Raw genomic sequence first — 24,751 nt, 5'->3', positions numbered from 1 at the left:
ATCATCCCTCCTTACGAATACCGATTTCGTTTTCTATTTTTCCTGAGAGGATTAAACTTTTTGAAAAATGACGGTTTTTTAGTGCCTCTACTTTATACATTCTATTTTTGGCAGGTAACAACCCTTTTGGTCGATAAAGTGCAAATATAATTAACAAACCACCGAAAATCAATTTTTGCATTTTGGATGGGGATAGTGCATCTGGAATTGAAATGACACCGGATATATTTAATTGATTCAACCAATTTGTCAGCTCTGTTAAGACCTGAAGATTTAGGATGGTCATGACAGCTGCTCCTAAAATGACTCCCGGGACACTTCCCATTCCACCGAGGACGACCATAACTAAGATCGTAAACGATTCAAGTAAAGTAAAACTGGTTGGATCGACAAACGTTTGCTTTGCCGCAAAGACGACTCCCATCATTCCTGAGAATGAAGCCCCAATCGCAAATGCCATCAGTTTTGTTTTAACCAAAGGCACACCCATCGCCTGGGCTGCGATTTCGTTTTCCCGGACCGCTTTCCAGGCTCGGCCGATCTTCGAATGCTCAAAGCGGAGCACTGTAAAGATCGTAAAGACTAAAATAACGAGAACAATATAATAGAATTGATTAGGATAAATAAATTCAATGCCAAATAATTTTGGTGGAGTAATCGAAGAAATTCCCATTGCTCCGTTCGTAATATTGACGGGCTTATCCAAATTATTAAAGACGATGCGGATGATTTCACCAAAACCGAGAGTGACAATTGCCAGATAATCCCCTTTTACCCGTAGCACAGGAACGCCGATTAAAATACCAAAAATAGCAGCAACCATGCATCCGATAATAATGAAGCCCCAAAAGCTCTCTCCAGAAAGCGGAAAATGGCCAAACGGCATAAAATTAGCAGCTTGGGATGTAGCAAACATACCATATGTATAGGCACCGACTGCAAAAAAGGCGACAAACCCCAAGTCTAAGAGGCCAGCCATGCCAACTACAATATTTAAACCGAGAGCCATGGATACATAAATGCCGACGAGTGTTGCAACTTCCATATAGGACTGAAAAGCATCCCCATTACTTGCCGTATAAGGGAGTAAGAAGACCAACACGACTCCAGCAACCAACCATTTTGTCAGATTGTTAAGATTCGTAAAATAAAGCAAAAGTAATGATGCCAATAATAGTAAGAAGGCTGTAACCGAAGTTTGAGCCATGTAAAGAGCAAGGGAAGTCACTCCGATGTACAAAAAGAGAAAAATTCCTTGGGCGACTTTATTATTTCTATAAGTTTTCCACCATGTTTTCATCTTGCTCACCTACACTTTCTCTGTTACCGGTTTGCCTAGTAGGCCCTCCGGTTTAAAAATTAACACGAAAATTAATATGGCAAAGGCAAAGACATCCTTATATTCAGCACCAAACATGCCACTAGTGAGAAGGGTTAAATTTGCAGAGGCGAACATTTCCATTAATCCGAGCAATAGACCACCAAGCATGGCGCCACGGATATTTCCAATTCCACCTAATACCGCTGCGATAAAGGCTTTTAATCCCAAAATAAAGCCGATATATGGGTCAATCGTTCCGTATTGGACGGCAAAAAGTACACCTGTTGCTCCTCCCAGCGCTGATCCGATAAAGAACGTCATCGAGATGACCTTATTTACATTAACTGTCATTAAGGAAGCCGTATCACGGTCCTGGGCTACCGCTCTCATCGCCATTCCCCATTTCGTGCGGTTTACAAATAAATCAAGAGCAATCATCATTAAAACAGCGGTTACTAAAACAATAACAAACGATGATTTAATCGAGGCATCGCTAAAAATGGAGCTAATTGAGGATGCTTTTATTGAAATTTGATGATTAAAAAGGCTTGGTCCCGTTAAAATGTAATTTCCATTCTTTAATTCAGCTATGAATCTCACAATATCCTGCAATACAAAGGAAATACCAATTGCCGTGATCAGTGGGATTAATTTTGGTGCTTTGCGTAATGGCCGGTAAGCTACCCTTTCTATCCCCATCCCAACAAAACCTGTCAAGACAGCCGTGATGAATAGAACAAAAATCAGCATAACAATTGCGGGTACAGCTGAAACCCAACCCATTCCTGTTAATACCATAAGGATCGCCGTTCCAATAAAAGCTCCAGACATAAAGATCTCACCGTGTGCAAAATTGATTAATTCCAGGATTCCATAAACCATGGTGTATCCGAGGGCAATCACTGCATACACTGTTCCGAGCGTCAGACCATCTATTAACACCTGCGGCATTGTATGTAACATCTCACTAAGCATCGTTATCCTCCTTCATTAAGTTTTTACTAGAAAAGGGTATGTCCTCTAAAGAGATGAGTCATACCCTTTCTAAATTTATTTATCTTATTTACTTACTTCCCCTTCAAATTGTGGCGGATACTTCGCATCAGTAAATTCATAGATAAATACTTTTGCAAACTCATTGTCACCTTTTTCGTCAAAACTTACCTTTGTTAAAGCCCCTTGGAAGTCTTTTAAGCCACGAACAGCTTCCGCAACTTTTTCACGAGTAGGCAACTTATTATCATTTGCTTTTATGGCATCCTCCAAGCCCTTTAACACTACACCCATACAATCATATCCATATACTGAGTAGGATTCAGGATTTTTATTAAATTCTTTCTTGTAGTTTTCGATAAACTTTTTACCAGTTTGTGTTTTAGTAGAGTCCCCTGCTACTGAAGTAATGTACGTATTTTTCACAGAATCTCCAGCAATTTCTACAAGAGTGGATGAATCCATGCCATCTCCACCCATGAAAGGAATGTCAATGCCTTTTTCACGAGCTTGTTTAATAATTAATCCGCCTTCTGCATACATTCCGCCAACATAGACTAAATCAGGCTTTTTAGAAAGAATCTGGTTAAGTACCCCGTTAAAATCCTTTTCACCAATGGTAATCCCTTCAAACCCAAGAATTTCGGCTCCAGCTTCTTCAGCCCCCTTCTTGAATGCTTCAGCAAGGCCTGATCCGTAGGCGGTTTTATCTTGAATAATAAAAATTTTCTTAGCCCCTAATGTTTTAACGGCATAATCAGCACCTGCAGGACCTTGTGAGTCATCACGGGCAACGATGCGGTTGACGGTTTTCAGCCCTCTTTCGGTGACTTCAACCGCTGTGTTAGCTGGAGAAACCATCGCAATACTGTACTTTTCATATACTTCAGAAGAAGGAATCGCAACACCGGAATTAAAATGGCCTACTACCGCTAATACATCTTTATCAGAACCGATTGATTGAGCATTGGCAACTCCCTTTTTTGGATCGGCTTGATCATCATAAGGGACGAGCTGTAGGTCATAGCCCATTTCCTTAAATTTGGATTTTTGCTCATCTAAAGCCAATTGAGCTCCAAGCTTGATTGCTTCTCCAAGTGTTGCACTTCCGCCTGAAAGCGGACTTTGTGTGGCAATTTTAATCACCTTGGTCCCGTCTGTTTTTGCTTCATTGCCAGTAGACTCTGATTTTGCCCCACATCCAGCCAATAGGCCAATTGATAAAGCTCCTGTCAATAATACCGATAAAGATTTTTTTAACTTCATATAAACCCTCCCTATTTTCTTTTAATAGTTAATAGACTCTTCTATGTATTAGTAATGAAAATGAAGAAGGCTATTAAAACTATTTTTCAAAAGTATAAATCTTGAGAAAAAATCTGACATCATACATGTAAGATAATCTAACACGGTTTTTGAAATATGGGGACGGTTCTCCTGTGTCACTTTCTCCCAACCTCAAATTTACCTCATACTTCTATTTAAAAAGTTTATAATTGTTATTTTTATAAAAAATACAAAATAATTTGACAATTTGGCGAAGTGGAAAGTTTTTTTGAAATAGAATGTTATATTATTCACATAGTCAGTTAACTTCTACTAAACTTACAAAATTCTATGTGAGAGGAAGTCTATTATGTCAAAGCATTATCCTGCCTTATTTTCACCAATTAAAATTGGAAGCATGGAAGTAAAAAATCGGATTGCAATGATGCCAATGGGTGTATTTTCTCCAAGACTGATGACTCCTTACGGGGCCTACACAAAAGAAGGTGCAGACTATTATATTGAAAGAGCCAAGGGTGGTACGGGTTTAATCATAACCGGACTACTGCCTGTAACTTGGTATCCAAAAGGACATGGTCCCGGCGACAGGGGTGCAGGCTTTGATCAGTATGTAGAGCAACAAAAATATTTAGCGGACGGAATACATAAATATGGCTCCAAGGTCATTGTCCAAATTACAGCCTTATCCGGTCGTTCCAGTCATAACCCTGCTGACCCGGCTCCAAGTGTCCTCCCAAATGTTTGGGATCCAACGAAAAAGAATCGGGAGATGACGAAGCAGGAAATTCATGAGTACATTGAAATGTTCGCCAATGCCGCACTCGCCTGTAAGCTGGCAGGAATTGACGGTGTTGAGGTCCATGCTGTCCACGAAGGATATTTATTGGATCAATTTACAATCGCCAATACAAATCATCGAACTGATGAATACGGCGGAAGCTTAGAAAACCGGCTCCGCTTTCCAACTGAAATTGTCCAAGCGATCAAAGCCGCCTGTGGTGCCAACTACCCTGTCACCGTTCGGTACAGCGTGAAAAGCTATATGAAAGGCTTTAACCGAGGGGCCCTGCCAGGAGAAGAATTTGAAGAATTCGGCCGGGATTATGAAGAGAGTTTCATTGTTGCTCAAAAGCTTGCCGAAGCCGGATATGATGCGTTGAACTGCGATAATGGCAGTTATGACTCTTGGTTTTGGCCGCATCCGCCTGTTTATATGCCGAAAGCATGTAATCTGGAAGATGTAAAAGCTCTCAAAAAACATGTTTCCGTCCCCGTTATTTGTGCAGGCAGATTCGATGATCCTGAATTAGCAAATGAAGTTATTGCCAATAACGAAATCGATATGATGGGATTGGGGCGTCCGTTATTGGCTGATGCTAATTTGGCCAATAAGTTTGCCAAGGGTGATGTAGAAAATATTCGTCCATGCATCGCCTGTCATAATGGCTGCCTGTCTCGAATATTCCAAGGAAAAGATATCTCTTGTGCCGTGAATCCCGCCTGCGGCAGAGAGTACACATATGATATTGGAAACTCTGACCAGCAAAAAAGGATATTGGTTGTTGGCGGCGGACTCGGCGGTATGGAAGCAGCCCGAGTTTGCGCGTTAAGAGGACATAAGGTCGATTTATATGAAAAAACGGATCAACTTGGAGGGGCATTTATCCCTGCTTCTGCATTAAAGTATAAAGATGATGACCGTCGGTTATTGGCATGGTATATCAAACAGGTTCAAGATTTAGGGGTAAAGATTCATTTCAATACTGAAATCACCAAAGGATTTATAACGGAAAATAACTATGATGAGATATTCATAGCCACTGGTGCAAAAGAACGCAAGCTTGATATTCCTGGCTTTGATTCAACCAATGTAACCTATGCCATCGACACCCTGCTGCACACTGAAATTACAGGAGAAAACGTAGTCGTCGTTGGTGGCGGATTAACCGGGGTTGAGATTGCTTGTGATTTAGGGCAAAAAGGTAAAAAAGTAACAGTTATTGAAGCGACCGACACGATTCTAAATTCCTTTGGATTATCTGCAGCCAACTACAATATGCTAATGGAAATGTTAGATTTTTATAAGATAAATGTAATGAAATCTTCAAAAGTAACGAAATATGAGGATGGCACTGTCTATGTAACAACGATGATCAAAAACTATCCAAACATCGCGAACAGAGCAAAATTACTGTTCGCCGCCGGACCAGATGGAATCCCTGAGCCTTCGGAAATCAAGGCGGACCACGTCGTTGTTTCAGTAGGATATAAAAGTGACAATAAGTTATACGAAGAAGTAAAAGCGGAAAATGTCCATCTTATCGGAGATGCCGTAAAACCAGAAAGCGTTATGAAAGCGATTTGGGATGCGTATGAAGTGGCAAGAACGATCTAGGGAACATCGGATCGTTTCAACTAGTATGGCACAACTACCAAGCATTAGGTGGTTGTGCCTTTTATTTTGATTCATTAAACCTTAAATAGTTAGGATAATAAAACCATTTTTTCAATCTGCAGCATGGCGGAAAGAACGTTTATGAATGCTTCATGAATGTTGGATTCTTTTAAATGTTTATCGTAGTAGTAGGGCAGATTTTGGGCGATAACCACCCTTGCTTTATAGTCAAAATGATAAAAATCGGTCACCGGGAAAAATAAATGAGCTCCTAAAGGAAGCAGAGTACCGATGACGATTTCTCCTTTTATCGGTGAAATCACTTGTGAAACCTCAATTAATACCTCAAATGTTTCTTTTGTTAGTACATCTGTAACATCGATTACTTCATTATTATGTAGATCCCCAACTCGATAGAATTTTGGGGTTGCCCTTTTACATTCTCTTAGCCAAGAAATAAGAAAGGGTTGTTTGCTCAGCCTTTTAATGTTTTTAGAGATGTAGTCTTCAACACTATTGGTAACATTCAAGTTTAGATCAAACAACAGTCGCCACCAAAACAAATTTAGCTCTAACTCGGTTAGCTTCTCCTTTTTTACATCGTGGTCATCTAAAAACACCTTCATAATCGGTACATAAAATTGGTAATTTCGATCCATCGCATATTTGTTGAAATCACGGAATACCTCATCAACCATTACATGTCTTAATTTTTCAGAAATAGGATAGTTATGCCGGAATGATTTTGACTTAGTCGAACTCTGGGCAAATTCAACAACCTTATGGGCCATATCCATGATACCTCACACCAATCCTTTCCATGGGGACGGTTCTGCTGATTCAAAAAGAGGATCTAAAAAGGTTTATTTATTTTTATTAAATCGAAGTTTTCTTAAAATAGCAAGAATAATCAGACGAATAACAACTCAACAAACGATATTTTTAATGGAATGAAAAAAACAACCTCCATCAATGCAAACAGGCTCTCTTCCAGAAAGGAATGAGAGCCCGTAATTTAACGTTTTACAATATTCATTTCGGTCGATCTACATGGATAACTTTTTTCAAAACGGTTGGCCAATAAATTAATTACATTTTTTCACAATATAAATTAATTGCTTGGAGCTCGGGATAAAATAAGATCCTCCATCATTTCGATGGATAAAAGATTCTATTTTATTCATGACTAAATAGCGGGATGAAGTATCTCCTTTTTCAAAGAAGGAAGTATCTTCACTTAAAACAAGTGCATCTTTTTTGTTGTTCACGATACTGGCTATTTCTTCTGTAGTATAAATAGTTCCTTTTTCCAAATCATTCAGTTCGTTCTCCATATATCCCATAGCTTTTTCCCTCCTTTTAGTCTATTAATTCGATTAAAAGAGGATATTTTCCTGCATATTTTCCTTATTAAAACAAATAAAGGTGTCTACATTTAATAGAGTGGTGTCTGTGTAATTCCGATAAGGAGCTAGACAATCTAATCAAGCAAAATGCTTCCCATTTGAATAATAAGCAGACTCCAAAAATACTGTAAAAGCCACTTCCACCTCCGGAACGCCTAATGACTGTATGGATTTTGTAATAATATTGGCAAATTGGTCTTGTAATTCCTGACCGCGTTCAAACCATTTCACTTCGATGAAAGGAAACGCCGCAACCTCCTCTCCGTTAGAAATAAAAATAGATTGTGGGATTTCTAAAGTGAAATTGTCCGTATCACAATTACATAGCTCGGCCAGGTCCCTGACCAATGGACTACTTATTGTTTTCACCTGTTCGACTGAAATTCCTTTGAAAATTAATTGCGGCATTTTAGTCCTCCTGATTCATTTAATGTAGATTTTATCAAGAATGTACGTTTTAGGGCGGAATTATGATAACACAAATTGAAATAAAAAAGCCAACTAAGCTGTTAAAAATGCTTAACGGCTTAGTCGGCTTTCTATGAAGCTTAACCTTACAATCCAAACTTCTGTAGCTTTCTGTAAAAAGTACTTCTAGGAATATCAATTAATTTTGCCGCAGCCGTTACATTTCCTTTTGTCTTATTTAACGCATCCAACATTAAATCCCGTTGAATTTTTTCTCTTGTTTTTAACTTTGCTTCCGCTTCTTCAACTTGCTGTTCTGTCGATGATGGCTCCTTAACCGCAATCGGTCCGAGTATTTGAAAGAAGTTTTCCTGATCTGACTCCATTTCCGGAGCGATAATATGTAATCGCTCGAGCACATTCACGAGTTCACGTATATTCCCAGGCCAATCATAGTCTTTTAATCTAGAAGATAATTGATCGATATTCGGTATGTTCCAATTGTTGCGATTACATATATATTCAACTAGATGAGGAATATCTTCTTTTCTTTTTCTCAAAGGAGGAACGGCGATTGGATACACATTTAATCGATAAAATAAATCCTCACGAAAATCCCCTTGCTGTACAAGCTCGACCAAATCCTGGTGGGTGGCGACGATCACCCGAACATCAAAAGGGACTTCATTTGTACTCCCAATTGGTGTTACTTTCCTTTCCTGAAGTACACGTAATAGAGCGACCTGCATGGAATGAGGGATTTCGCCTATTTCATCAAGGAAAATCGTTCCGGTGTGTGCCTGTTCAAATTTCCCTTTATATCCATGCCGTCTGGCACCAGTAAACGCACCTCCAACATAACCAAACAGTTCGCTTTCGATTAAATCTTTCGGAATGGCTCCGCAATTTATCGAGACAAACGGCCCGTTTTTTCGTGTGCTATTATCATGAATGGCCTGTGCAATCAACTCTTTTCCCGACCCGGTCTCACCAGTAATCATTACTGTTGCATCGGTTGGAGCGACAAGTTTTACTTTTTTCAACGTGGTTTGAAAAACCTCACTTGTTCCACATTCCCCTTTATAAATAAAAGGCTTTTCGACCAGTAATTGGTGTGGTTTATAAGTGACAATTTCTGATAAGTAAATACAGCTTCCATTTATACTGTTGTCTTCTCTAGCAAGAAAAGGCATGCGAATATCGATTTGATAGCGGTTATGTAACAGATCTTGGAGGTTCATCCCAAGCACTTGAGGAAATTTATTGCGAACCGCTTTACTCGCAGCAATGATGACATTTTGTCGATTACAGATAACGAATAATTGATTTGGCCGTTTCTCAGCTAGTTCAGTCGCTTGTTGAATCAAGGAAATTTCTTTTCGAAAAAATCGTTTGTTTAAGTCCTTTTCGATTGCATAGGCAATTGAAGTAGCCATCCCAAACATAAGCGGATGCGATTTCTCGAGTGGGCACGATACATCAATAACACCGAGCAAGTTTCTATTTTCATCAAGGATCGGTGTAGCGGAGCAGCTCCAGTAATGGGAAGCGACAGAATAATGTTCGACACCGTGAATGATGACCGGTTCTTTTGTTTGAATGGCTGTTCCGATTGCGTTTGTTCCGACCTCCGCTTCCGTCCAGCGAACGCCTTCTACAAAATTAATTCTGTTTGCATCCATTAATGTTTTTTCATTTCCGGATAAAGATAGGACATAACCGTCTGGATCGACAAGCAGCGTCATCATTCCGGAGTCTTTGATTGCTTGTTCCATCTGGGATAAATAAGGGGATGCGATTTCTAAAAGCAGTGAATTCTTATCTTTTTTGCTGAGCAGTTCCTCCTCAGTTAGCACATGGAGCCCTTTATTTAAATAGGGATTTACCTGTTCTTTTTTGCAGCGATACCACGATTCCAAAATGCGCTTGTTTAAGCGGGCCGAATCGAGAACGCCTTCTTTAACAAATCGTTTCCACGTATCTAAATAAATCGTATTAGGATTCATGGAACCACCTCAAATTTCACCTAAATTTGAATTCGCTATGCGGTATGTATTGGCTAAGAAGAAATACGGGGTATCAGATAGATTTTAATTGTATGAGGATTTGAAAACGCTTACAAATACAATTATATTAAAAAATAGATTCGCTATCAATGAAGAATCCGAACTATATTGAAAAATAAAAAAACAAACTTCGCGTCAGATGCGCGAAGTTTGCCGAATTTTTCAAACAAGAAAATCCTGCTTATTTTCGATACTGTTCTATTAAACATGAACAGCATGACCAACTGCACTTAGCAATGCTTCATGGAGGGCTTCTGAAAGGGTTGGATGAGCGGCAATGAAATGCTCCATGACCTCTGTTGTCATTTCAGCCTGAAGCATAACAGCTCCCTGTCCAATCAGTTCGGTGGCGTGTGCTCCGACTATCGAAATCCCGAGAATTTCTCCAAATTGCGGTTCGATTAACACTTTAACTTTGCCCAAACGTTCATTCGCGATTAACGCCTTTCCATTGGCAGCGAACGGAAACTCACCGATTCGAATATCACCGACTTCTCCTCTTGCCTGCTTTTCGGTTAAACCTACGCTAGCGATTTCAGGCGAAGTATAAATACAGCGCGGCACGGCACGATAATTCACTTTAGCATCCATCCCACTGGCATTTAAAGCGGCTACCGTTCCTTCATGAAAAGCAACATGAGCAAGCTGAATGCCCCCGACTACATCTCCGCAAGCAAAAATATTCGGAATCGTCGTTTTCATGCTTTCATCCACCTGGATTCCTTTTCTTGTAAAATCAATACCGATATTCTCGAGGCCTAATTGATTGACTCTCGGCTTTCGGCCGATGGAAACAAGAACGAAATCCGCTTGAATCTCATGATGACCAGCATTATTTTCAAATACCGCGGTCTTTTGGGACGAGTTCAATTCTTTTAATGCCGCTGAAAGGTAAATCGTCACCCCATCCGATTCAAGCTGCTTATGTAGAATCGCGGCGATATCTTTATCCTCTCCCGGAAGCAGCTGGTCAGCCATCTCGACAATGGTTACTTTTGTTCCCAGTCGACTATATATACTAGCAAACTCACAGCCTATTACTCCCCCGCCAATAATCAACAGCGAAGCCGGAATGGTTGGAAGCGACATCGCCTGACTGCTATCGATGACCCAATTTCCGTCAAAAGGGGCAAATGGTAACGGGACAGGTTCCGAGCCAGTAGCGATGATCGTCTTATCGGCAGTTAATTCTTCAGTTTTTCCATTTGCCTCTACCTGTAACACTTGACTTGTGACGAAACGAGCAGCTCCTTTGATCACCTTCACTTTATTTTTCTTCATTAAATAATGAATCCCTTGAACGAGAGTTGATACAATTCCATTTTTCCGTTGTTGAACCTCTGCCCAATCTATTTCAATTTGACCAGAAGGCAGGCGAATTCCAAACTCATTCGCTTTTTTAAACTGATTATATACATCCGCACTTTGTAAAAGTGATTTGGTTGGCATGCACCCTTGATTTAGGCAAGTACCACCAAGTGATCCCTGATCAATGATCGTCACATCCTGGCCATGCTGGGCTGCAGTAATTGCAGCCACATATCCAGCAGGACCTCCACCAATGATTACGATTTTTGCCAAAGCATTCCCTTCCTTCTATAAAAGCATCGTAATGGGCTCTTCTAAATATTGTTTGACCGTTTGTAAAAATGCTGCAGCAGGTGCGCCATCTAAAACACGGTGGTCAAACGTTAAACTTAGCGGCAGAATGCTTCTTCGTTCTAATTTTTCACCAATAAACACAGGGGTATCATAGGTTGCTCCCACACCAAGAATTCCTGTTTCAGGCGGATTCAAAACGGGAGTAAAATGTTCAATCCCGTAGCCGCCGAGATTACTAATCGTAAACGTTGAACCCTGCATTTCCTCATTGGAAAGCTCGCCTTGTCTAGCCTTCTGAGCCAATGCTTTAATGTTTCGGGACAATTCATTAACACTGCATCCATCCGCATAGAGAATGACCGGGACGACCAATCCCCGTTCTAGTGCAACGGCGATGCCAAGATGTACTGATTTAAATAAATGGATTTTATCGTCGATATAGGCACTGTTCATTTGCTCGTGTTGCTTAAGGGCTAGCACAACAGCTCGGGCAATGAAGTCGGTTAGCGATAATTTGTTGTCGAATCGTTTTTGGATGATTTGGGCTGTTTGCTTTTGTAATTGGATTAAGTCGGTCACATCGACCTTCATGTTAAGCGTCAGCTGTGCTGTTTTTTGCAGGCTGGCATACATTCGCTCGGCAATTACCTTACGAATGCCGCTGACAGGGATTTGCTGTGTTTCTTCGACAGGCTTCACCGGTGCTTTGGCGATTTCCTGCTTCTGCTCAGGTTGTGCTTGTGTTGTTTGTGCTTGTGCTTGTTGTATCGCGTCCTGGACATCTTCCTTCGTAATTCTTCCTCCAGGCCCCGTCCCGATAAGGGTTTCAATATTAAGGTTGGCAGCCTCAGCCATTTTCTTAGCTACCGGAGATATTTTTACCCGATCACTTTCAGTACTTGGTGGTGTTGGGAGAATCGACTCAATTTTTTCTGGAACAGCGGTTTCTTTTTCAAGATTTGTATTTTGTAAGTTTGCATTTGCATGGTCCCCTGCAATTTCTTCGCCTTGATTTCCGATATAACAAATAACCGTTCCTGGCGGGACCCCTTCACCTTCAGGAACCGTAATTTTCAAAACGGTTCCCTCTGCAGGTGATTCCACATCGATTTCGATTTTTTCGGAACTAACACTTGCGATTGGTTCTCCCTTTTGAACGGGATCGCCAACTCCCTTATTCCATATCGACACTGTACCTTCTTTCATGGCCATTCCCAGTTTCGGCATGACTACTTCTACCGCCATCTCGATCTCTCCTTCCTAAGCCCTGGATTATGCTTCAATTGGTGTCCCTAATAGCTCCGCGACCACTTTCACCACGCGATCGGCTTTAGGAAGATAGAGATCTTCGAGCGGCGGAGAGAATGGTACTGGTGTGTGTGGTGCCGTAATCCGTTTGATTGGAGCATCAAGCGTATCAAAGCCTTTATCAGCAACAAGCGCTGCAATATCCGTCGCGATACTGCATCTTGGATTTGCTTCATCTATGACAATTAAGCGATTTGTTTTAGCAACAGACGAAAGAATCGTCTCTTCATCTAATGGTGACAAGCTGCGTGGATCCACTATCTCCACTTCAATCCCGTTTTTGGCAAGCTGTTGTGCCGCCTCTAGTGCTGTATGGACCTGCTTACCAATGGCGACAATCGTTACATCTGTTCCCTCCCGCTTAATATCTGCCTTTCCTAATGGAATCGTATAATAACCTTCAGGTACGTCGCCGGTCATATTATAGAGGGTTTTATCTTCGAAAAAGATAACCGGATCGTTATCCTCAATTGCTGCGAGTAATAATCCCTTTGCTTCATATGGAGTGGACGGAACCACTACTTTTACACCTGGAATCGCCGTAAATAAAGCATATAAGCTCTGAGAATGCTGCGCTGCTGCTCTAAATCCGGCACCGTGCATGGTGCGAATCGTGACGGGAACCTGTGTCTTCCCCCCGAACATATATCGGAATTTAGCCCCCTGATTTAACACTTCATCTAAACAGCTGCCAATAAAATCATTGAACATGAGCTCGGCAATAGGTCTTAGCCCAGTCGATGCAGCTGCCATTGCTGCACCCATATATCCTGCCTCGGTAATCGGCGTATCTAAAATTCGCTCACGGCCGAATTCCTGAACAAGGCCTTTCGTAACGCCTAGTACTCCACCCCATGCCTCTTCATCCTGGAGATGATCCACCTCAGCTCCACCGGCTACATCCTCACCCATTAAAATGACATTTTCGTCCTTCCGCATCGCAAACTTCATCGCCTCATTAATGGCAGCTGACATACTTAGTTTTCTTGTCATGTTAGAATCCTCCTTTTAATTGGCTAAACTGAATGATTTTTATTTTTATAAATTGCACTTATATGATAATCAGGCATTTCCACATGTCTTTAATAGGACACATAGACATCCGTTAACAATTCGGATGCACTTGGATACGGACTTTCTTCACTGAATTTCACTGCTTTATTAACCGCTTCCTCAACGGATTTTTCCAATAGGACAATTTCAGACTCAGGCAAAAGCTGTTCGCTTACTAGATGATTTTTAAATAGAAGAATGGCGTCTTTTTCTTGCTTATGTTCGGCTTTTTCTTTCTCAGTTTTATACTTTTGAGCATCTCCCTCAAAATGGCCGTAATTTCGATAGGTCACACATTCGATTAGTGTTGGACCCTCACCGCGGCGTGCTCGTTCAACCGCTTCCTCTGCTGCCTGATAGACAGCAAGGACATCCTTCCCATCCACCTTAATTCCCGGGATGTTATAAGCAACTGCACGATCGACGATTGATTCACAACTGGACGCATAGGTAAATGGCGTAGCTTCTGCATAGCCGTTATTCTCTGCAACAAAAACTACCGGAAGCTTCCAAATCGCAGCCAAATTGATTCCTTCATGGAAGGTACCATGGTTTTGTGCTCCATCGCCAAAAAAGCAAACGCTTACATTTTTGGTCTTTTTGTACTTCGCTGTTAAAGCAGAACCACATGCGAGCGGAAAGCCTCCGCCGACAATCCCATTCGCGCCCAGCATCCCTTTGTCAAAGTCTGCAATGTGCATCGATCCGCCCTTACCTTTACACAATCCTGTTACTTTGCCATAAATCTCAGCCATCATTCCATTTAAATCACAGCCTTTGGCAATACAATGGCCGTGTCCGCGATGGGTGCTCGTAATACTATCTTTATCGGTTAAATGGGCACAAACCCCGACTGCGACCGCTTCTTCGCCTGCATACAAATGAACAAATCCCGGCAAAATACCTTGAGTAAATAACTCATGCACCTTATCCTCGAAAATCCGAATCTCCAACATCTTTTGATACATCCATTGTGCTTTTTCTTTTGTTAAAGTGATTTCTTTGCTATTTACCGTTCTCATTTTTTCTGCCTCCCTATTTGTAAAATTTGTTTACACCTTCCTATAATGCAAGATGCGTGCCAAACGGTTAGAGCCGATTTGATTGGGTTTTTTAGTAGAATGTTGCCACAAAAATGAGACAAAATGGGATGGTCATCCTGTTTTGTCTCATTTTGAGATCTTGGGTGGTACGATTTCTATGTATTCTGTCTTGGATTTGGAGGGTGAAAAGTAGTGTGTCTCGTTGTATATTGGGGCTTTCCTTTGTTGTGCCTATAAATGGGTGGGTTGTCGGGTTGATATCGTGTGGAAAATGATGAGAAGCATGAATTTTGAGACTTGAGTTTAGTTGTCTCATATATTTATTAGTTGTCCGATATCTGTTAAAGTTGTCCCATAAAATTTTTAGCTTGTCCGATATATTTTAAAAGTTGGTCTATATATTTCTAAAGTTGGTCCATATAATTTTAAAGTTGTACCATATATTTTTTAAGTTGGTCCATATCCACATTTAAATGGGCATAAGCTCTCTCAAACGAGCAAATATTTTTTAAAAATAGGTATTTCTTCGGAAAATACGTAGTTTTTTTAAAAAAAAGAGGAATTTTCTTGATAACTGTCCCGGTTTTTACTAAAAAACACGAAAAAAATCTAGAAAAATATAAATTTTTTTTAAAATGAGGAGATTTTATCCCAAAGCCTAGGCTTTTATTAAATCCAGGGCGGGCTAGCAGCACATTTCTGTAGACTTGATCACAGAACCATTAAGCCCCGTAACCAAACCCACAATAAAGGCACCATCCACTTTGGAATGGTACCCCACCTAAAAATCACTGCACCAGATCCTGATTCCAAAATCTATTTCCCACAGCATTTTTTATATTTTTTCCCACTTCCGCATGGACACGGATCATTACGGCCAACTTTATTTTCGTTCTTGATAGGGGCAGTTGTCAGTATATTGTTCTGTTTACTTCTATCTCTGCCATTCATTTCTCTATCCATCGCTACTTTTCTCCACAGCTCTAGGTCCAGGTGGCGCTCGCCTAATATGGAATAATAACTATATACCGTCTGCTCTACATCAACAAGGCTAGAGAAATACTCTTTATCCATATGATCACAAATTTCGGGAATTGCCTCTTCAGATAGTTGATGACAGAGAGCTTCGATTACCAGATCTTGATCTTCAAGTTCTTCTGCATCATGATAGGCCACCCTTAAAGACTGAACCGCGAGGTCTGATTTTATATTTTCCACGATGGAGGTAGCATAAATAATCGAATTCTCTTTATTTAAATAAGGTCTAACCTCCTGAACAACCTCATCCGATTGCAATCCAATTAAGGCAACGGAAACTTCTTCCAACATGATTTCATCATCGCGTTCTAATAGGCTTGCCAGCAATGGGATATACTTATCTAGTTTTAGTAAACCAATCATGTATATCGTCAAGATTCCGTTAAATGAAAACCACTGTTCTTTAAATTCCTCTTGAATAACGGAGTCTATTTCTTCCTCTGTAATCCAGTTATTTTTAACAATACAGGCTGCCAGTTTCTTCGCTTTTATGTATAGATCATGCTTGAAAGTATCAGCGCTTTCAAGGGAATTTAGTATTTTTCCATATTCTGTGTATACTTCTTCTTCCGTACCGTTTTGGATTAACTCGTATAAAGTCCACATCTCCTCGGGAATATAACTTGCCAACGGCTCTTTATATTTTAGAGCAAGTTCCGGGTCAATATGGTCTAATAAGTTTATTGCTAAATGGACCTTTGTCTTGTCCATCATTGGGATATTTTCTATTAAAATCTTGACTGCGTCTTCATTAAACGTTTGATTTTCGACATAAATGAGAATCGAGTCTTGCTTTTCTTCGTTTACAAAAGCTTCTTTTAATAAATCAACCGTCCATTCTTCAGGTACGAATGGGTAATCGTGGATAGCATAGAGTACAGTTTGTTGTATGAGAAAGTCATTACTTAGTAAATGTGGTTTTATTTTTTCTAAAAATGTCATATTGAACGTCCTTTCATTCACCTACAAGGCTCGATAGGTATTTTTCGATTAAAAACTTTGCTCTAATAAATGTCATCATATCTGCGTTCGCGGCATCCTGCACATCTTTTTGGGTATTCAAAGCCTTTTTGTTTATAGAATTGTTGCTCACCAATTGTAAAAATAAACCTTTCTCCACATTCCCAGCACTTTAGGAGTAGGTCTTGAGGGGGCGCCCCCTTTAAAGCTTCATTAAGAAGCTCATCCCTTTCTTGTGCTGATTGAAGATCAATTGGTTCATCCAATTCCAAGGCATTAATTGTTGCTCTAATCTCTGCTTTTACCTTTTTATACTCAATTTTTCTCCCAAGCCTCTAAATAGGGTATGTACTTTTTATCCTTTGTTTCTTTAATCTTTTCTAATAATAAAAGGATCATATTGCGATTTCGATCCTTCAAGTAGCTCATTTCAGGATTAGACCTTCCTTCTTCCAACCATTGATCCCATTCTCTTAAAAATTCGTCTGCCCGCTCATTCGCCTCAATCATCCAGCCCCGTTCCGTGAAAATGATCATGGGCAATTTTCCGAAGTACTTAATATCAAGAAAATCATTGTCAATCACCCAGTCGATTTCTTCAAAATCTCCTCTTGTTTTTCAGAACGAAACCAGCCATAGACCGGACACTGATCCAATTCAAGTTGCAAAACTTTCTTCTCCCTAGATCCCTTTAAAATTTTAGCAAGAAGCGTTCTCCCCCCTTGACCAATAATTTCATCAGCGGCTCTTAAAATGAAAATAATCACTTCTTTACTTACACGGGTACTGTTTGGTTTCATTTTTTAAAGTGAATCCTCCCCATGATATTTTTGAGCTTATTTGTCTCATATATTTATTAGTTGTCCGATATCTTTTAAAGTTGTCCCATAAAATTTTCAGCTTGTCCTATATATTTTAAAAGTTGGTCTATATAATTTTAAAGTTGGTCCATATATTTTTAAAGTTGTACCATATATTTTTTTAGATGGTTCATATCCACATTTAAATGAGCATAAGCCCCTCCAAACGGGCAAAAATTTTTGAAAAAGGAGGTATTTTAAAAAAAGTAAGTAGTTTTTTTTAAAAAAAGAGGAATTTTCTTTATAATTGCCCCGGTTTTTACTAAAAAAACGCGAAAAATTTTACTTTTTTAACAAAAGAGGAGGTTTTCTTCCAAAAACTGAAGTTTTTTAAATTTAGTTTTTGGAATCGCGACGTTCTCGGTCATTCATCGCAAATACCTCCTCCGTTTTATTCATTTCATTGTCTGTAATCTGCAGCTAATATTCTGTTTTGAAATAATTTTTCCGCACAATATTTAATAATCTCTCTACGTGTGACGATTCCGATGAACACGCCGCCATCATCCACTACAGGTACAAAATTTTGCTCCATGGCTCTTTCGATGATATCTTCAATTTCCGCATCAATTCGGATCGCTTCATTATTGCGAAGTAACGGAATATCTTTTAACTTGATCTGGTGGGCATTTTCAAGCGATAAACCTGGGGTGTTTTTAAATTTCCATAATAAATCGCCCTCAGTTATCGTCCCGACATATTTCCCGTCTTCGCTTAATAATGGGACTGCTGTATATTTATGATGCTCCATTTTTTCTAATGCTTGTCTCATCGTCGATTCGAACTTAATAAAGGCAACTTCTTTTTTAGGTATGATAAAAAATGCAATATTCAAGGTTTTCCCTCCCGAGCATTCTGGTAATATCTACATCGAAATCAAATCTAATATTTTCTCCACTCGATTAATATTTTCAAGGAATTCATTAAAATCTTCGTAAACATATTCCTGGGAATGAGCTGTATTGTTTCGCATTTCTTCAATCGATCGAAAGAACTGTGCTGCATCGGTTTTTGAAACAAAGCCTAGTTGTTTCAATAGGCCAGGTGTTTTTTTGATGATGGTTCCTTTATCTGAAAGCTGTAAGCATTCGATAACTCCCAAGCCCTCGTTCTTCTCTTTCCTCGTTTCATGAACCTGGACTACTTTCGTCATTCTCCCCTCGCTTAAGCAGCTTTTCCAGTCTTCATTGGGATAAGAGTTCATAATTAATTGGACTAATTCCATTTCCAGCAGTGAGATCAAACCAAACACCAGCATGCGAATGGGCTGCTTTTGTAAATCAGCAACCGTGATTAATTTACTTACTTGATTTTTTTCTAAAATAAAGACAGGGTGCTTTTCCTTTAAGATTTGCAATACTTCTATTAGTGAGGTTGATTCTGAAACAAGATCTTCCATCGCAAAATAATGAACGTAATTCGAAATCGATTGATCTCCCAATTCCTGTTTCATGATATATCCGATTATTTTTCCATTGGATTCCACTCCGAAATAATCAAAATCAAACTCTTCCATTTTCCTTTTAATTGCTTCAGGATCATCATCTAAAGAACAAGAAATTAAGTCTTCAGCAATTAAGGTTACGGAAAGATTATCTGAGTAAATTTTTCGAAGGGTATTGAGACTTTTATTCAAATTGGCATTCGGCATTGAAGAAATCAACCTTTCTAAAATATGTAGCTATTTATTATCATAATTCTTTTTCGCTGGGAATTCACGTGTTAATGCTAAGAAAAAAAGGTGGCAGGCCCATGTTATCTAAATGGTGCCTGCCACCTTCTTTTATTGTGTCTATGTAATTTTTGCTATAACCCCAAAGGAGCAATTCTCCTATTTATCTTCTCTTAAAATATAATCATTACCATCTTGATCATAAAAAGTGAACATTGTTCCAAATGGCATTTTTAACAGTTCGTCTACCTTAACTCCATTTTGCTTCATTTTTTCATAAGCAGATTCAATATCGGTTGTGCTGAAGAGAACGGATGGATGGGCCACCTTTTCTGGTTTATGTTGTTCCATTGCTGCCTTTGAGTAAAGAACTAAAGTGGTAAATTCGTCTTCACTTGGTCCAACCTCGATCCACGACATGTTTGGACCCATCTGCTGTTCAAATTTTAAAACAAATCCCATTTTATTTAACCAAAAGTCTTTTGCTTGAGCTTGGTCTTGAACATATAATGTAATTTTTCCAACTTTATTAATCATCGTAAATCTCCTTTTAATGATATTAGTATAATTTTTATCAGCATATCATTTACCTGCTATAGGTGCAATCACTGGGTACCGCCCCTTACGGTAGATACTTTTTAGATGACCGGGGTCAATCTGGATTGTTACTATCCCCCTTGTTACCACAATTGACATAATTTTATGCTTCCCTTACACTTCAATTAATTCGCAATAAGAAGGATGATTGATATGAGTAAAGACCAGCCGTTTTTATCTACACTCTCTCGTAAAGAGATAGCCGTTTCGTTTCTGCAGAAAGTAGCAGCAGGGAGAGTTCGTGAAGCTTATCAGAATTACATAGCTCCGAATTTTCGTCACCACAATCCTTTCTTTCGTGGTGATGCTGATTCGCTTATGCTCGCGATGGAAGAGAATGCAGCGAAGAACCCTAACAAAACACTTGAGGTCAAGCATGCGATTCAAGAGAAAGATACTGTTGTGGTGCACTCGCATGTGAAGCAAAATCCAAATGATCTCGGTGTGGCGGTTGTCCATATCTTTCGCTTCCAAGACAACCAAATCGTTGAATTGTGGGATTTAGGGCAACCGATACCTGAGGATTCCGCTAATGAGAATGGGATGTTCTAACTAACCGGACTTTTCTTTTGAAAAATAAAAACGACATCCCTTTTACAGAATGCCGTGAATGAAAATATTATTAGACATAGATTTATGGTGATTGTAATTTACCTTACGAAATAGATTACGTGTATTTTGTGGTTTTAGTATTTTTGTTTTTATCGGACTGCTGACGTTTTTTCTGTTCCTTCCATTGATCATAATTCATTCCATTTTTATAAGGGTCGTTAAGATATTGGATATACTCCGAGTTCATTTGAAAAAACAATTCAACCACCTCCATTGTCTTACTATTAATGTATGCGCTTACATATTATTTATTAACACATGGGGACGGTTCTCGTGAATCTCTTATTTAAGGATTGTTTCACCAACTAACAGTACGGTTTGAGGTTTTCCTAGGCTTTTTTTAGCAAATGGGGACGGTAGAACCGTCCCTATGTACCTATGCCCCAATACCCATTTTCGCGCCAGTGAAGAATGGTATGGTCCAAATCATCCAAACAAGGATACTTAGTTTGTGAAAATGCAGCTTAGCTTGTCTGTTGTTGGCAATGATGACAATGGATGCCCAGACAACATGAAATAACATTAATAAAATCGCCAGTGCTCCGGTAATTCCATGTAAATTAAAGATAAACCCGCTTTCATTGATACTCATCAACGTGGTCCCGATTGTATCAAACCCAAGTCCTAACCAAAAGATTAATAAGTGCCATTTTCTCAAGCTGCCTTGCTTTTTTTCGCTCCAAACCCCAATCGTGTATAACAAAAAAGCCAAATTTATTGTTATGATTGCATAAGGAAGCATAGTGCATTTCTCCTTTCACGGTGTATATGCTCTCGATCTTTATGTTCATTATTTTCGGCTTTTAATTGTAAATCCTGATTAAATTTATCTTAAATTTTTCTTAATTTATTTATTTTGATATAGTTTGTTGGTTAAATAAAATAGACTAGTCCCCATACCTGATTTTCGGTATCGGAGACTAGTCTATTTTTTATTTTATTAAATGTTAAGAAGTCTACTGTTTTTTAGGAATTTCACAGCCATCCTCATCACAGACTACTCCGTCCTTGTTGTTTAAAACGACGATTTCATCCTCTGCGATGATTTTTTGTAAAGCCTGAACAAACACTTCAGTTGGCTGAGCGCCCGTTAAAGCGTATTTTTTATTAATAAGGAAGAATGGGACAGCTGAAATGCCATACTGTTTGGCTGCTTGCTCGTCAGCACGAACGGCATCTGCCATCTCATCGCCAGCCAGCATTTGTTCTACAGCTTCCCTGTTCAATCCGACTTCTACTGCCAATTCCGTTAAGGTTTGATGATCTCCAATATGCTTGGATTCGGTAAAATAGGCGCGTAAAATACGTTCGGTCATTATTTTCATTAAACCTTGTTTTTTCGCGTACATGGTTAATCGGTGAGCATCAAACGTGTTCGTCAAAATTAGAGTATCCATTTGATAATCCAATCCAATTTCCTTTGCCGTTTGTACTAACCTATCGTTACTTTCTTTAGCTTGAGCGATGCTCATTCCGTATTTCTTTGCTAGCATTTCGTATACATTTTCTTTTATATCCCGACCCGCTGTCGGATCCAATTCGAAGCATCTGTATGTCACTTCAACTGGATGATCAATCTGCTTTAATGCGTCCTCCAGACGCCTTTTGCCAATATAGCAAAATGGTCAAGCAAAATCAGTCCACATTTCAATATGCACGTTTATCCCTCCTGATGGTTATTCATTATTAGTATAGAGGTAACGTTTGAAATTTACACGTGATATGATTCGGTTCATTATCAGATAGCATGACCCCACCCTTTTTTTGCATGCGTGTGAATTATTTCTTTTTCATTCACCCCAATAATGAGATCCCATTTATTAATAAAACATTTTCCCTTCTTTTCACCTACATTTGTTTCATGCTTTTAAAAAGCAGTTTTACATTCGGTTTTTTACCGTAAATAAGCACACCCACTTTATATACTTTTGCTGCTACAAAACAAGTGAGAATGATAAAGATTAATAGAACAGCCGTTGGTAAGATAAGCTCAACTGGGGAAATAGTTGTCATTCCGATACGAACGATCATAATAAATGGTGAAAAAAAAGGAACGTAAGATAAAGTTCTGGCCAATTGACTATCTGCATCGGCCATAATGGAAATTCCCATAAGAAATCCTACCATCATAAGTACTGAAACAGGAACAGCTGCTTGATTTATTTCTTCTGATCTGCTAACTAAAGAGCCGATTGCAGCAAATAAAGCTGAATATAAAATATATCCAAGGATAAAGAATAGTAATAGATAGATTAGCGTATCTCCAGTTAAAATAGACAAGTCAAAGTTCATTCCAAATAACTCAGTTGTCTTATTTGGATTCACTTTTAACAAAAGTAACAACGAGATGATAATAATCCCAAATTGAAGCAGCCCTGCAGTTCCAATGCCGCAAATTTTTCCTGATAACAAATATATGGGTTTTACCTTCGTGATTAACACCTCTTTAATTCTCGAACTTTTTTCTATTGCAATGGATGTTCCTACATTTGAACCAAAATTCATAATTAGAAAATATAGTAAAAAGAGAGTTAAATAGATTGGTATGTAATTTTCTTCAAAACTCTTCTTTTTATTATTAACCTCATTCATTTTCACATCAATCGGTGTGGTTAATTTAGAAGCTTGTTCGTGGGTAAGTTCCATTGATTCAATTGTCTGTATCATATGCATGCTCTGAATAGTATTTATAAATGAATTAACGAATGACCACTCCTGCATATTATTTGATGTAACTTCAACTGTTGGGGTTGTGTTGTTCGGCTGGCTTATCTTAATCAGCATGATCTTCTCATCTTTGTTTATAGATTTGATTAGTTTTTTTTCTTTTTCTTTGCTTGTTATTATCCATTTATAGTCTTTTGATATATTTTCTTTTAATATCTCAGAAGAAAGTGGTAAGTTTTCAATTTCATTGATTACATATACCTTTTTCTCCACATCCGAAGACATTTTGTTATATAGATCAGGTAGAAAAATAACTGCTGCCAGCAAGCCTACTGTAATAAAAGTAGTAACAAAAAAACCTTTTGATTTAATTTTTTCCAAAAATGAATACAGAAAGACCAATTTAAAAGCATTCATTGCTTTTCTCCTCCTACAACGTTGACAAATATTTCGTGGAGGCTCGGCTCCATAATTCGGAATCCTTTTACTACTATCTCTTGTAATATTAATTCTTTAACAACTAACTGCGGTGCTTGTTTCGGTAAAGTAACCAATTCCCAACCATTATACACTTTGTCTATTTTAGTAATGAAAGGATGATTAGACAGCAGTTGATCTAGTCTTGATTCTGTTTGAATAAAGACCTTTGACTCTTTAAAACCGTGTTTTAAATCTTTTATTCTTCCAGATACTAACGTTTGACCATTCTTCAAAATACAGATATTTTCACAAAACTTTTCCACATGGTTCATTTGATGGCTGCAGAAAATCACCATTTTCTTCATTGCAATTAACTCCTTAACAATGGAGGATAGCAAATCAGAATTTACCGGATCTAATCCACTAAAAGGTTCATCTAAGATGACCAAATCTGGATTATGAAGGAGAGTAGATGCGATTTGAACTTTTTGTTGATTTCCTTTCGAGAGTTCTTCTACTCTACTTTCTTTATATTCCAAAATTCCAAGCTTAGACAGCCAATATTCTAAAGCCTTTTGAGCTTCTTTTTTTTTCATTCCTTCGAGTTGGGCAAGGTAAATCAGCTGAGTGGAAACTTTCTCTTTGGGATACAAACCTCTTTCTTCAGGTAGGTAACCAATAGTTGGTTTCATTTTACCTATTTCTTTATCTTTGTACTTTATTTGCCCCCCATCAAAATCGATTAATCCTAAAATAGAACGAATTGTCGTCGTTTTCCCTGCTCCATTTCCTCCTAATAAACCAAAAGCTTCTCCTGGTCGAACTTCAAAAGACAGCCCATTGATAGCAATTTTCTCGTTGTATTTTTTATACAAGTTTTCAACCGTAATCGTCATAATTTCACCCTTTTTTCTAGAGTTTCTAGTAATTGCAAAAAAGTCTGCTTGGGTTTATAGACATTTTTTTACAATTAAAATTAGTCGTATTACCAATATTACCCATGTTTACAAACAAAAACAACCAATAAATTCCAGTTCAACCTC

General features: G+C 38.8%; 25 protein-coding genes. 2 read left to right on the top strand and 23 right to left on the bottom strand.

Annotated elements, in window-relative coordinates; all coding sequences use genetic code 11:
• Position 1: 1 nt before the first annotated feature.
• The 3 genes from ACI48O_RS21320 to ACI48O_RS21310 form a co-directional block, all read right to left on the bottom strand.
• Positions 2–1,300: a branched-chain amino acid ABC transporter permease gene (locus tag ACI48O_RS21320; RefSeq protein WP_435563843.1), complete on the bottom strand. Its 1,299-nt coding sequence runs from the start codon at positions 1,298–1,300 to the stop codon at positions 2–4.
• Positions 1,301–1,309: 9 nt separating this feature from the next.
• Complete coding sequence (locus ACI48O_RS21315; protein ID WP_435563842.1) at positions 1,310–2,296, bottom strand: branched-chain amino acid ABC transporter permease; 987 nt, start codon at positions 2,294–2,296, stop codon at positions 1,310–1,312.
• Between the two features lie 84 nt (positions 2,297–2,380).
• The gene (locus tag ACI48O_RS21310) at positions 2,381–3,580 is read right to left on the bottom strand and encodes a branched-chain amino acid ABC transporter substrate-binding protein (protein ID WP_435563841.1); all 1,200 of its coding nucleotides are present in this window, start codon (positions 3,578–3,580) and stop codon (positions 2,381–2,383) included.
• Between the two features lie 370 nt (positions 3,581–3,950).
• Between ACI48O_RS21310 and ACI48O_RS21305 the strand changes: the two genes are divergently transcribed.
• Complete coding sequence (locus ACI48O_RS21305) at positions 3,951–5,996, top strand: oxidoreductase (RefSeq protein ID WP_435563840.1); 2,046 nt, start codon at positions 3,951–3,953, stop codon at positions 5,994–5,996.
• A gap of 89 nt (positions 5,997–6,085) precedes the next feature.
• Here ACI48O_RS21305 and ACI48O_RS21300 read toward each other — a convergent pair whose 3' ends face one another.
• The 15 genes from ACI48O_RS21300 to ACI48O_RS21230 form a co-directional block, all read right to left on the bottom strand.
• Complete coding sequence (locus ACI48O_RS21300) at positions 6,086–6,793, bottom strand: hypothetical protein (RefSeq protein WP_435563839.1); 708 nt, start codon at positions 6,791–6,793, stop codon at positions 6,086–6,088.
• A 288-nt stretch (positions 6,794–7,081) separates the two neighbouring features.
• Positions 7,082–7,339, bottom strand: a complete 258-nt coding sequence (locus tag ACI48O_RS21295) for a hypothetical protein (protein ID WP_435563838.1) — start codon at positions 7,337–7,339, stop codon at positions 7,082–7,084.
• Between the two features lie 141 nt (positions 7,340–7,480).
• Positions 7,481–7,810 (bottom strand): DUF1904 family protein, encoded by a 330-nt coding sequence (locus ACI48O_RS21290; protein WP_435563837.1) that lies wholly within the window; start codon positions 7,808–7,810, stop codon positions 7,481–7,483.
• Positions 7,811–7,956: 146 nt separating this feature from the next.
• The gene (locus ACI48O_RS21285) at positions 7,957–9,816 is read right to left on the bottom strand and encodes a sigma-54-dependent Fis family transcriptional regulator (protein ID WP_435563836.1); all 1,860 of its coding nucleotides are present in this window, start codon (positions 9,814–9,816) and stop codon (positions 7,957–7,959) included.
• Between the two features lie 261 nt (positions 9,817–10,077).
• On the bottom strand, positions 10,078–11,457 hold the full coding sequence (lpdA, locus tag ACI48O_RS21280; protein ID WP_435563835.1) for a dihydrolipoyl dehydrogenase: 1,380 nt from the start codon (positions 11,455–11,457) through the stop codon (positions 10,078–10,080).
• Between the two features lie 15 nt (positions 11,458–11,472).
• Entirely contained in the window at positions 11,473–12,723 is a 1,251-nt protein-coding gene (locus ACI48O_RS21275) for a dihydrolipoamide acetyltransferase family protein (protein WP_435563834.1), read from the bottom strand.
• Between the two features lie 27 nt (positions 12,724–12,750).
• Positions 12,751–13,779 (bottom strand): alpha-ketoacid dehydrogenase subunit beta, encoded by a 1,029-nt coding sequence (locus tag ACI48O_RS21270; RefSeq protein ID WP_435563833.1) that lies wholly within the window; start codon positions 13,777–13,779, stop codon positions 12,751–12,753.
• An 89-nt stretch (positions 13,780–13,868) separates the two neighbouring features.
• Positions 13,869–14,861, bottom strand: a complete 993-nt coding sequence (locus tag ACI48O_RS21265; RefSeq protein ID WP_435563832.1) for a thiamine pyrophosphate-dependent dehydrogenase E1 component subunit alpha — start codon at positions 14,859–14,861, stop codon at positions 13,869–13,871.
• An 837-nt stretch (positions 14,862–15,698) separates the two neighbouring features.
• Positions 15,699–16,862: a YecA family protein gene (locus tag ACI48O_RS21260; RefSeq protein ID WP_435563831.1), complete on the bottom strand. Its 1,164-nt coding sequence runs from the start codon at positions 16,860–16,862 to the stop codon at positions 15,699–15,701.
• A gap of 62 nt (positions 16,863–16,924) precedes the next feature.
• Positions 16,925–17,146 carry a zinc-ribbon domain containing protein gene (locus ACI48O_RS21255; RefSeq protein WP_435563858.1) on the bottom strand — a complete coding sequence of 74 codons (222 nt, stop codon included), beginning with the start codon at positions 17,144–17,146 and terminating at the stop codon, positions 16,925–16,927.
• A gap of 49 nt (positions 17,147–17,195) precedes the next feature.
• Positions 17,196–17,465, bottom strand: a complete 270-nt coding sequence (locus ACI48O_RS21250; protein ID WP_435563830.1) for an RQC-minor-1 family DNA-binding protein — start codon at positions 17,463–17,465, stop codon at positions 17,196–17,198.
• Positions 17,462–17,680 (bottom strand): RQC domain-containing protein, encoded by a 219-nt coding sequence (locus ACI48O_RS21245; protein ID WP_435563829.1) that lies wholly within the window; start codon positions 17,678–17,680, stop codon positions 17,462–17,464. Before ACI48O_RS21245 ends, ACI48O_RS21250 begins: the two co-directional genes overlap by 4 nt.
• Before the next feature lie 460 nt (positions 17,681–18,140).
• Entirely contained in the window at positions 18,141–18,575 is a 435-nt protein-coding gene (locus tag ACI48O_RS21240) for a CBS domain-containing protein (RefSeq protein WP_435563828.1), read from the bottom strand.
• Positions 18,576–18,605: 30 nt separating this feature from the next.
• Complete coding sequence (locus ACI48O_RS21235; RefSeq protein ID WP_435563827.1) at positions 18,606–19,391, bottom strand: hypothetical protein; 786 nt, start codon at positions 19,389–19,391, stop codon at positions 18,606–18,608.
• Positions 19,392–19,571: 180 nt separating this feature from the next.
• Complete coding sequence (locus ACI48O_RS21230) at positions 19,572–19,949, bottom strand: VOC family protein (protein WP_435563826.1); 378 nt, start codon at positions 19,947–19,949, stop codon at positions 19,572–19,574.
• 204 nt (positions 19,950–20,153) lie between these two features.
• Here ACI48O_RS21230 and ACI48O_RS21225 point away from each other — a divergent pair, with 204 nt between their 5' ends.
• Positions 20,154–20,561 (top strand): nuclear transport factor 2 family protein, encoded by a 408-nt coding sequence (locus ACI48O_RS21225; protein ID WP_435563825.1) that lies wholly within the window; start codon positions 20,154–20,156, stop codon positions 20,559–20,561.
• 115 nt (positions 20,562–20,676) lie between these two features.
• On the opposite strand, the gene ACI48O_RS21220 is transcribed toward ACI48O_RS21225, so the two are convergent.
• The 5 genes from ACI48O_RS21220 to ACI48O_RS21200 all read right to left on the bottom strand — a co-directional run bounded on the left by ACI48O_RS21220 (position 20,677) and on the right by ACI48O_RS21200 (position 24,604).
• A complete protein-coding gene (locus ACI48O_RS21220; RefSeq protein ID WP_435563824.1) occupies positions 20,677–20,820 on the bottom strand; it encodes a hypothetical protein in 144 nt (47 codons plus the stop codon).
• Positions 20,821–20,997: 177 nt separating this feature from the next.
• Positions 20,998–21,363 carry an HsmA family protein gene (locus ACI48O_RS21215; RefSeq protein WP_435563823.1) on the bottom strand — a complete coding sequence of 122 codons (366 nt, stop codon included), beginning with the start codon at positions 21,361–21,363 and terminating at the stop codon, positions 20,998–21,000.
• A gap of 214 nt (positions 21,364–21,577) precedes the next feature.
• The gene (locus ACI48O_RS21210) at positions 21,578–22,234 is read right to left on the bottom strand and encodes a DsbA family oxidoreductase (RefSeq protein ID WP_435563857.1); all 657 of its coding nucleotides are present in this window, start codon (positions 22,232–22,234) and stop codon (positions 21,578–21,580) included.
• Between the two features lie 235 nt (positions 22,235–22,469).
• Positions 22,470–23,705 (bottom strand): ABC transporter permease, encoded by a 1,236-nt coding sequence (locus tag ACI48O_RS21205; RefSeq protein WP_435563822.1) that lies wholly within the window; start codon positions 23,703–23,705, stop codon positions 22,470–22,472.
• The gene (locus ACI48O_RS21200; protein ID WP_435563821.1) at positions 23,702–24,604 is read right to left on the bottom strand and encodes an ABC transporter ATP-binding protein; all 903 of its coding nucleotides are present in this window, start codon (positions 24,602–24,604) and stop codon (positions 23,702–23,704) included. The genes ACI48O_RS21205 and ACI48O_RS21200 overlap by 4 nt, the downstream gene beginning before the upstream one ends.
• Positions 24,605–24,751: the final 147 nt, after the last annotated feature.

Origin of the sequence: Neobacillus terrisolis, assembly GCF_051233475.1 — a bacterium.
Lineage (GTDB): Bacteria > Bacillota > Bacilli > Bacillales > Cytobacillaceae > Bacillus_BU.
Note: the sequence above shows the minus strand (reverse complement) of the source record. Positions and strands in the feature narration are given on the sequence as shown.

Excerpts from the sequence above, each read along its gene's own strand:
- ACI48O_RS21320 (WP_435563843.1), bottom strand. The coding sequence starts at position 1,300 with ATGAAAACATGGTGGAAAACTTATAGAAATAATAAAGTCGCCCAAGGA.
- ACI48O_RS21315 (WP_435563842.1), bottom strand. The coding sequence starts at position 2,296 with ATGCTTAGTGAGATGTTACATACAATGCCGCAGGTGTTAATAGATGGT.
- ACI48O_RS21310 (WP_435563841.1), bottom strand. The coding sequence starts at position 3,580 with ATGAAGTTAAAAAAATCTTTATCGGTATTATTGACAGGAGCTTTATCA.
- ACI48O_RS21305 (WP_435563840.1), top strand. The coding sequence starts at position 3,951 with ATGTCAAAGCATTATCCTGCCTTATTTTCACCAATTAAAATTGGAAGC.
- ACI48O_RS21300 (WP_435563839.1), bottom strand. The coding sequence starts at position 6,793 with ATGGATATGGCCCATAAGGTTGTTGAATTTGCCCAGAGTTCGACTAAG.
- ACI48O_RS21295 (WP_435563838.1), bottom strand. The coding sequence starts at position 7,339 with ATGGGATATATGGAGAACGAACTGAATGATTTGGAAAAAGGAACTATT.
- ACI48O_RS21290 (WP_435563837.1), bottom strand. The coding sequence starts at position 7,810 with ATGCCGCAATTAATTTTCAAAGGAATTTCAGTCGAACAGGTGAAAACA.
- ACI48O_RS21285 (WP_435563836.1), bottom strand. The coding sequence starts at position 9,816 with ATGAATCCTAATACGATTTATTTAGATACGTGGAAACGATTTGTTAAA.
- ACI48O_RS21275 (WP_435563834.1), bottom strand. The coding sequence starts at position 12,723 with ATGGCGGTAGAAGTAGTCATGCCGAAACTGGGAATGGCCATGAAAGAA.
- ACI48O_RS21270 (WP_435563833.1), bottom strand. The coding sequence starts at position 13,779 with ATGACAAGAAAACTAAGTATGTCAGCTGCCATTAATGAGGCGATGAAG.
- ACI48O_RS21265 (WP_435563832.1), bottom strand. The coding sequence starts at position 14,861 with ATGAGAACGGTAAATAGCAAAGAAATCACTTTAACAAAAGAAAAAGCA.
- ACI48O_RS21260 (WP_435563831.1), bottom strand. The coding sequence starts at position 16,862 with ATGACATTTTTAGAAAAAATAAAACCACATTTACTAAGTAATGACTTT.
- ACI48O_RS21245 (WP_435563829.1), bottom strand. The coding sequence starts at position 17,680 with ATGAAACCAAACAGTACCCGTGTAAGTAAAGAAGTGATTATTTTCATT.
- ACI48O_RS21235 (WP_435563827.1), bottom strand. The coding sequence starts at position 19,391 with ATGCCGAATGCCAATTTGAATAAAAGTCTCAATACCCTTCGAAAAATT.
- ACI48O_RS21230 (WP_435563826.1), bottom strand. The coding sequence starts at position 19,949 with ATGATTAATAAAGTTGGAAAAATTACATTATATGTTCAAGACCAAGCT.
- ACI48O_RS21225 (WP_435563825.1), top strand. The coding sequence starts at position 20,154 with ATGATTGATATGAGTAAAGACCAGCCGTTTTTATCTACACTCTCTCGT.
- ACI48O_RS21215 (WP_435563823.1), bottom strand. The coding sequence starts at position 21,363 with ATGCTTCCTTATGCAATCATAACAATAAATTTGGCTTTTTTGTTATAC.
- ACI48O_RS21205 (WP_435563822.1), bottom strand. The coding sequence starts at position 23,705 with ATGAATGCTTTTAAATTGGTCTTTCTGTATTCATTTTTGGAAAAAATT.
- ACI48O_RS21200 (WP_435563821.1), bottom strand. The coding sequence starts at position 24,604 with ATGACGATTACGGTTGAAAACTTGTATAAAAAATACAACGAGAAAATT.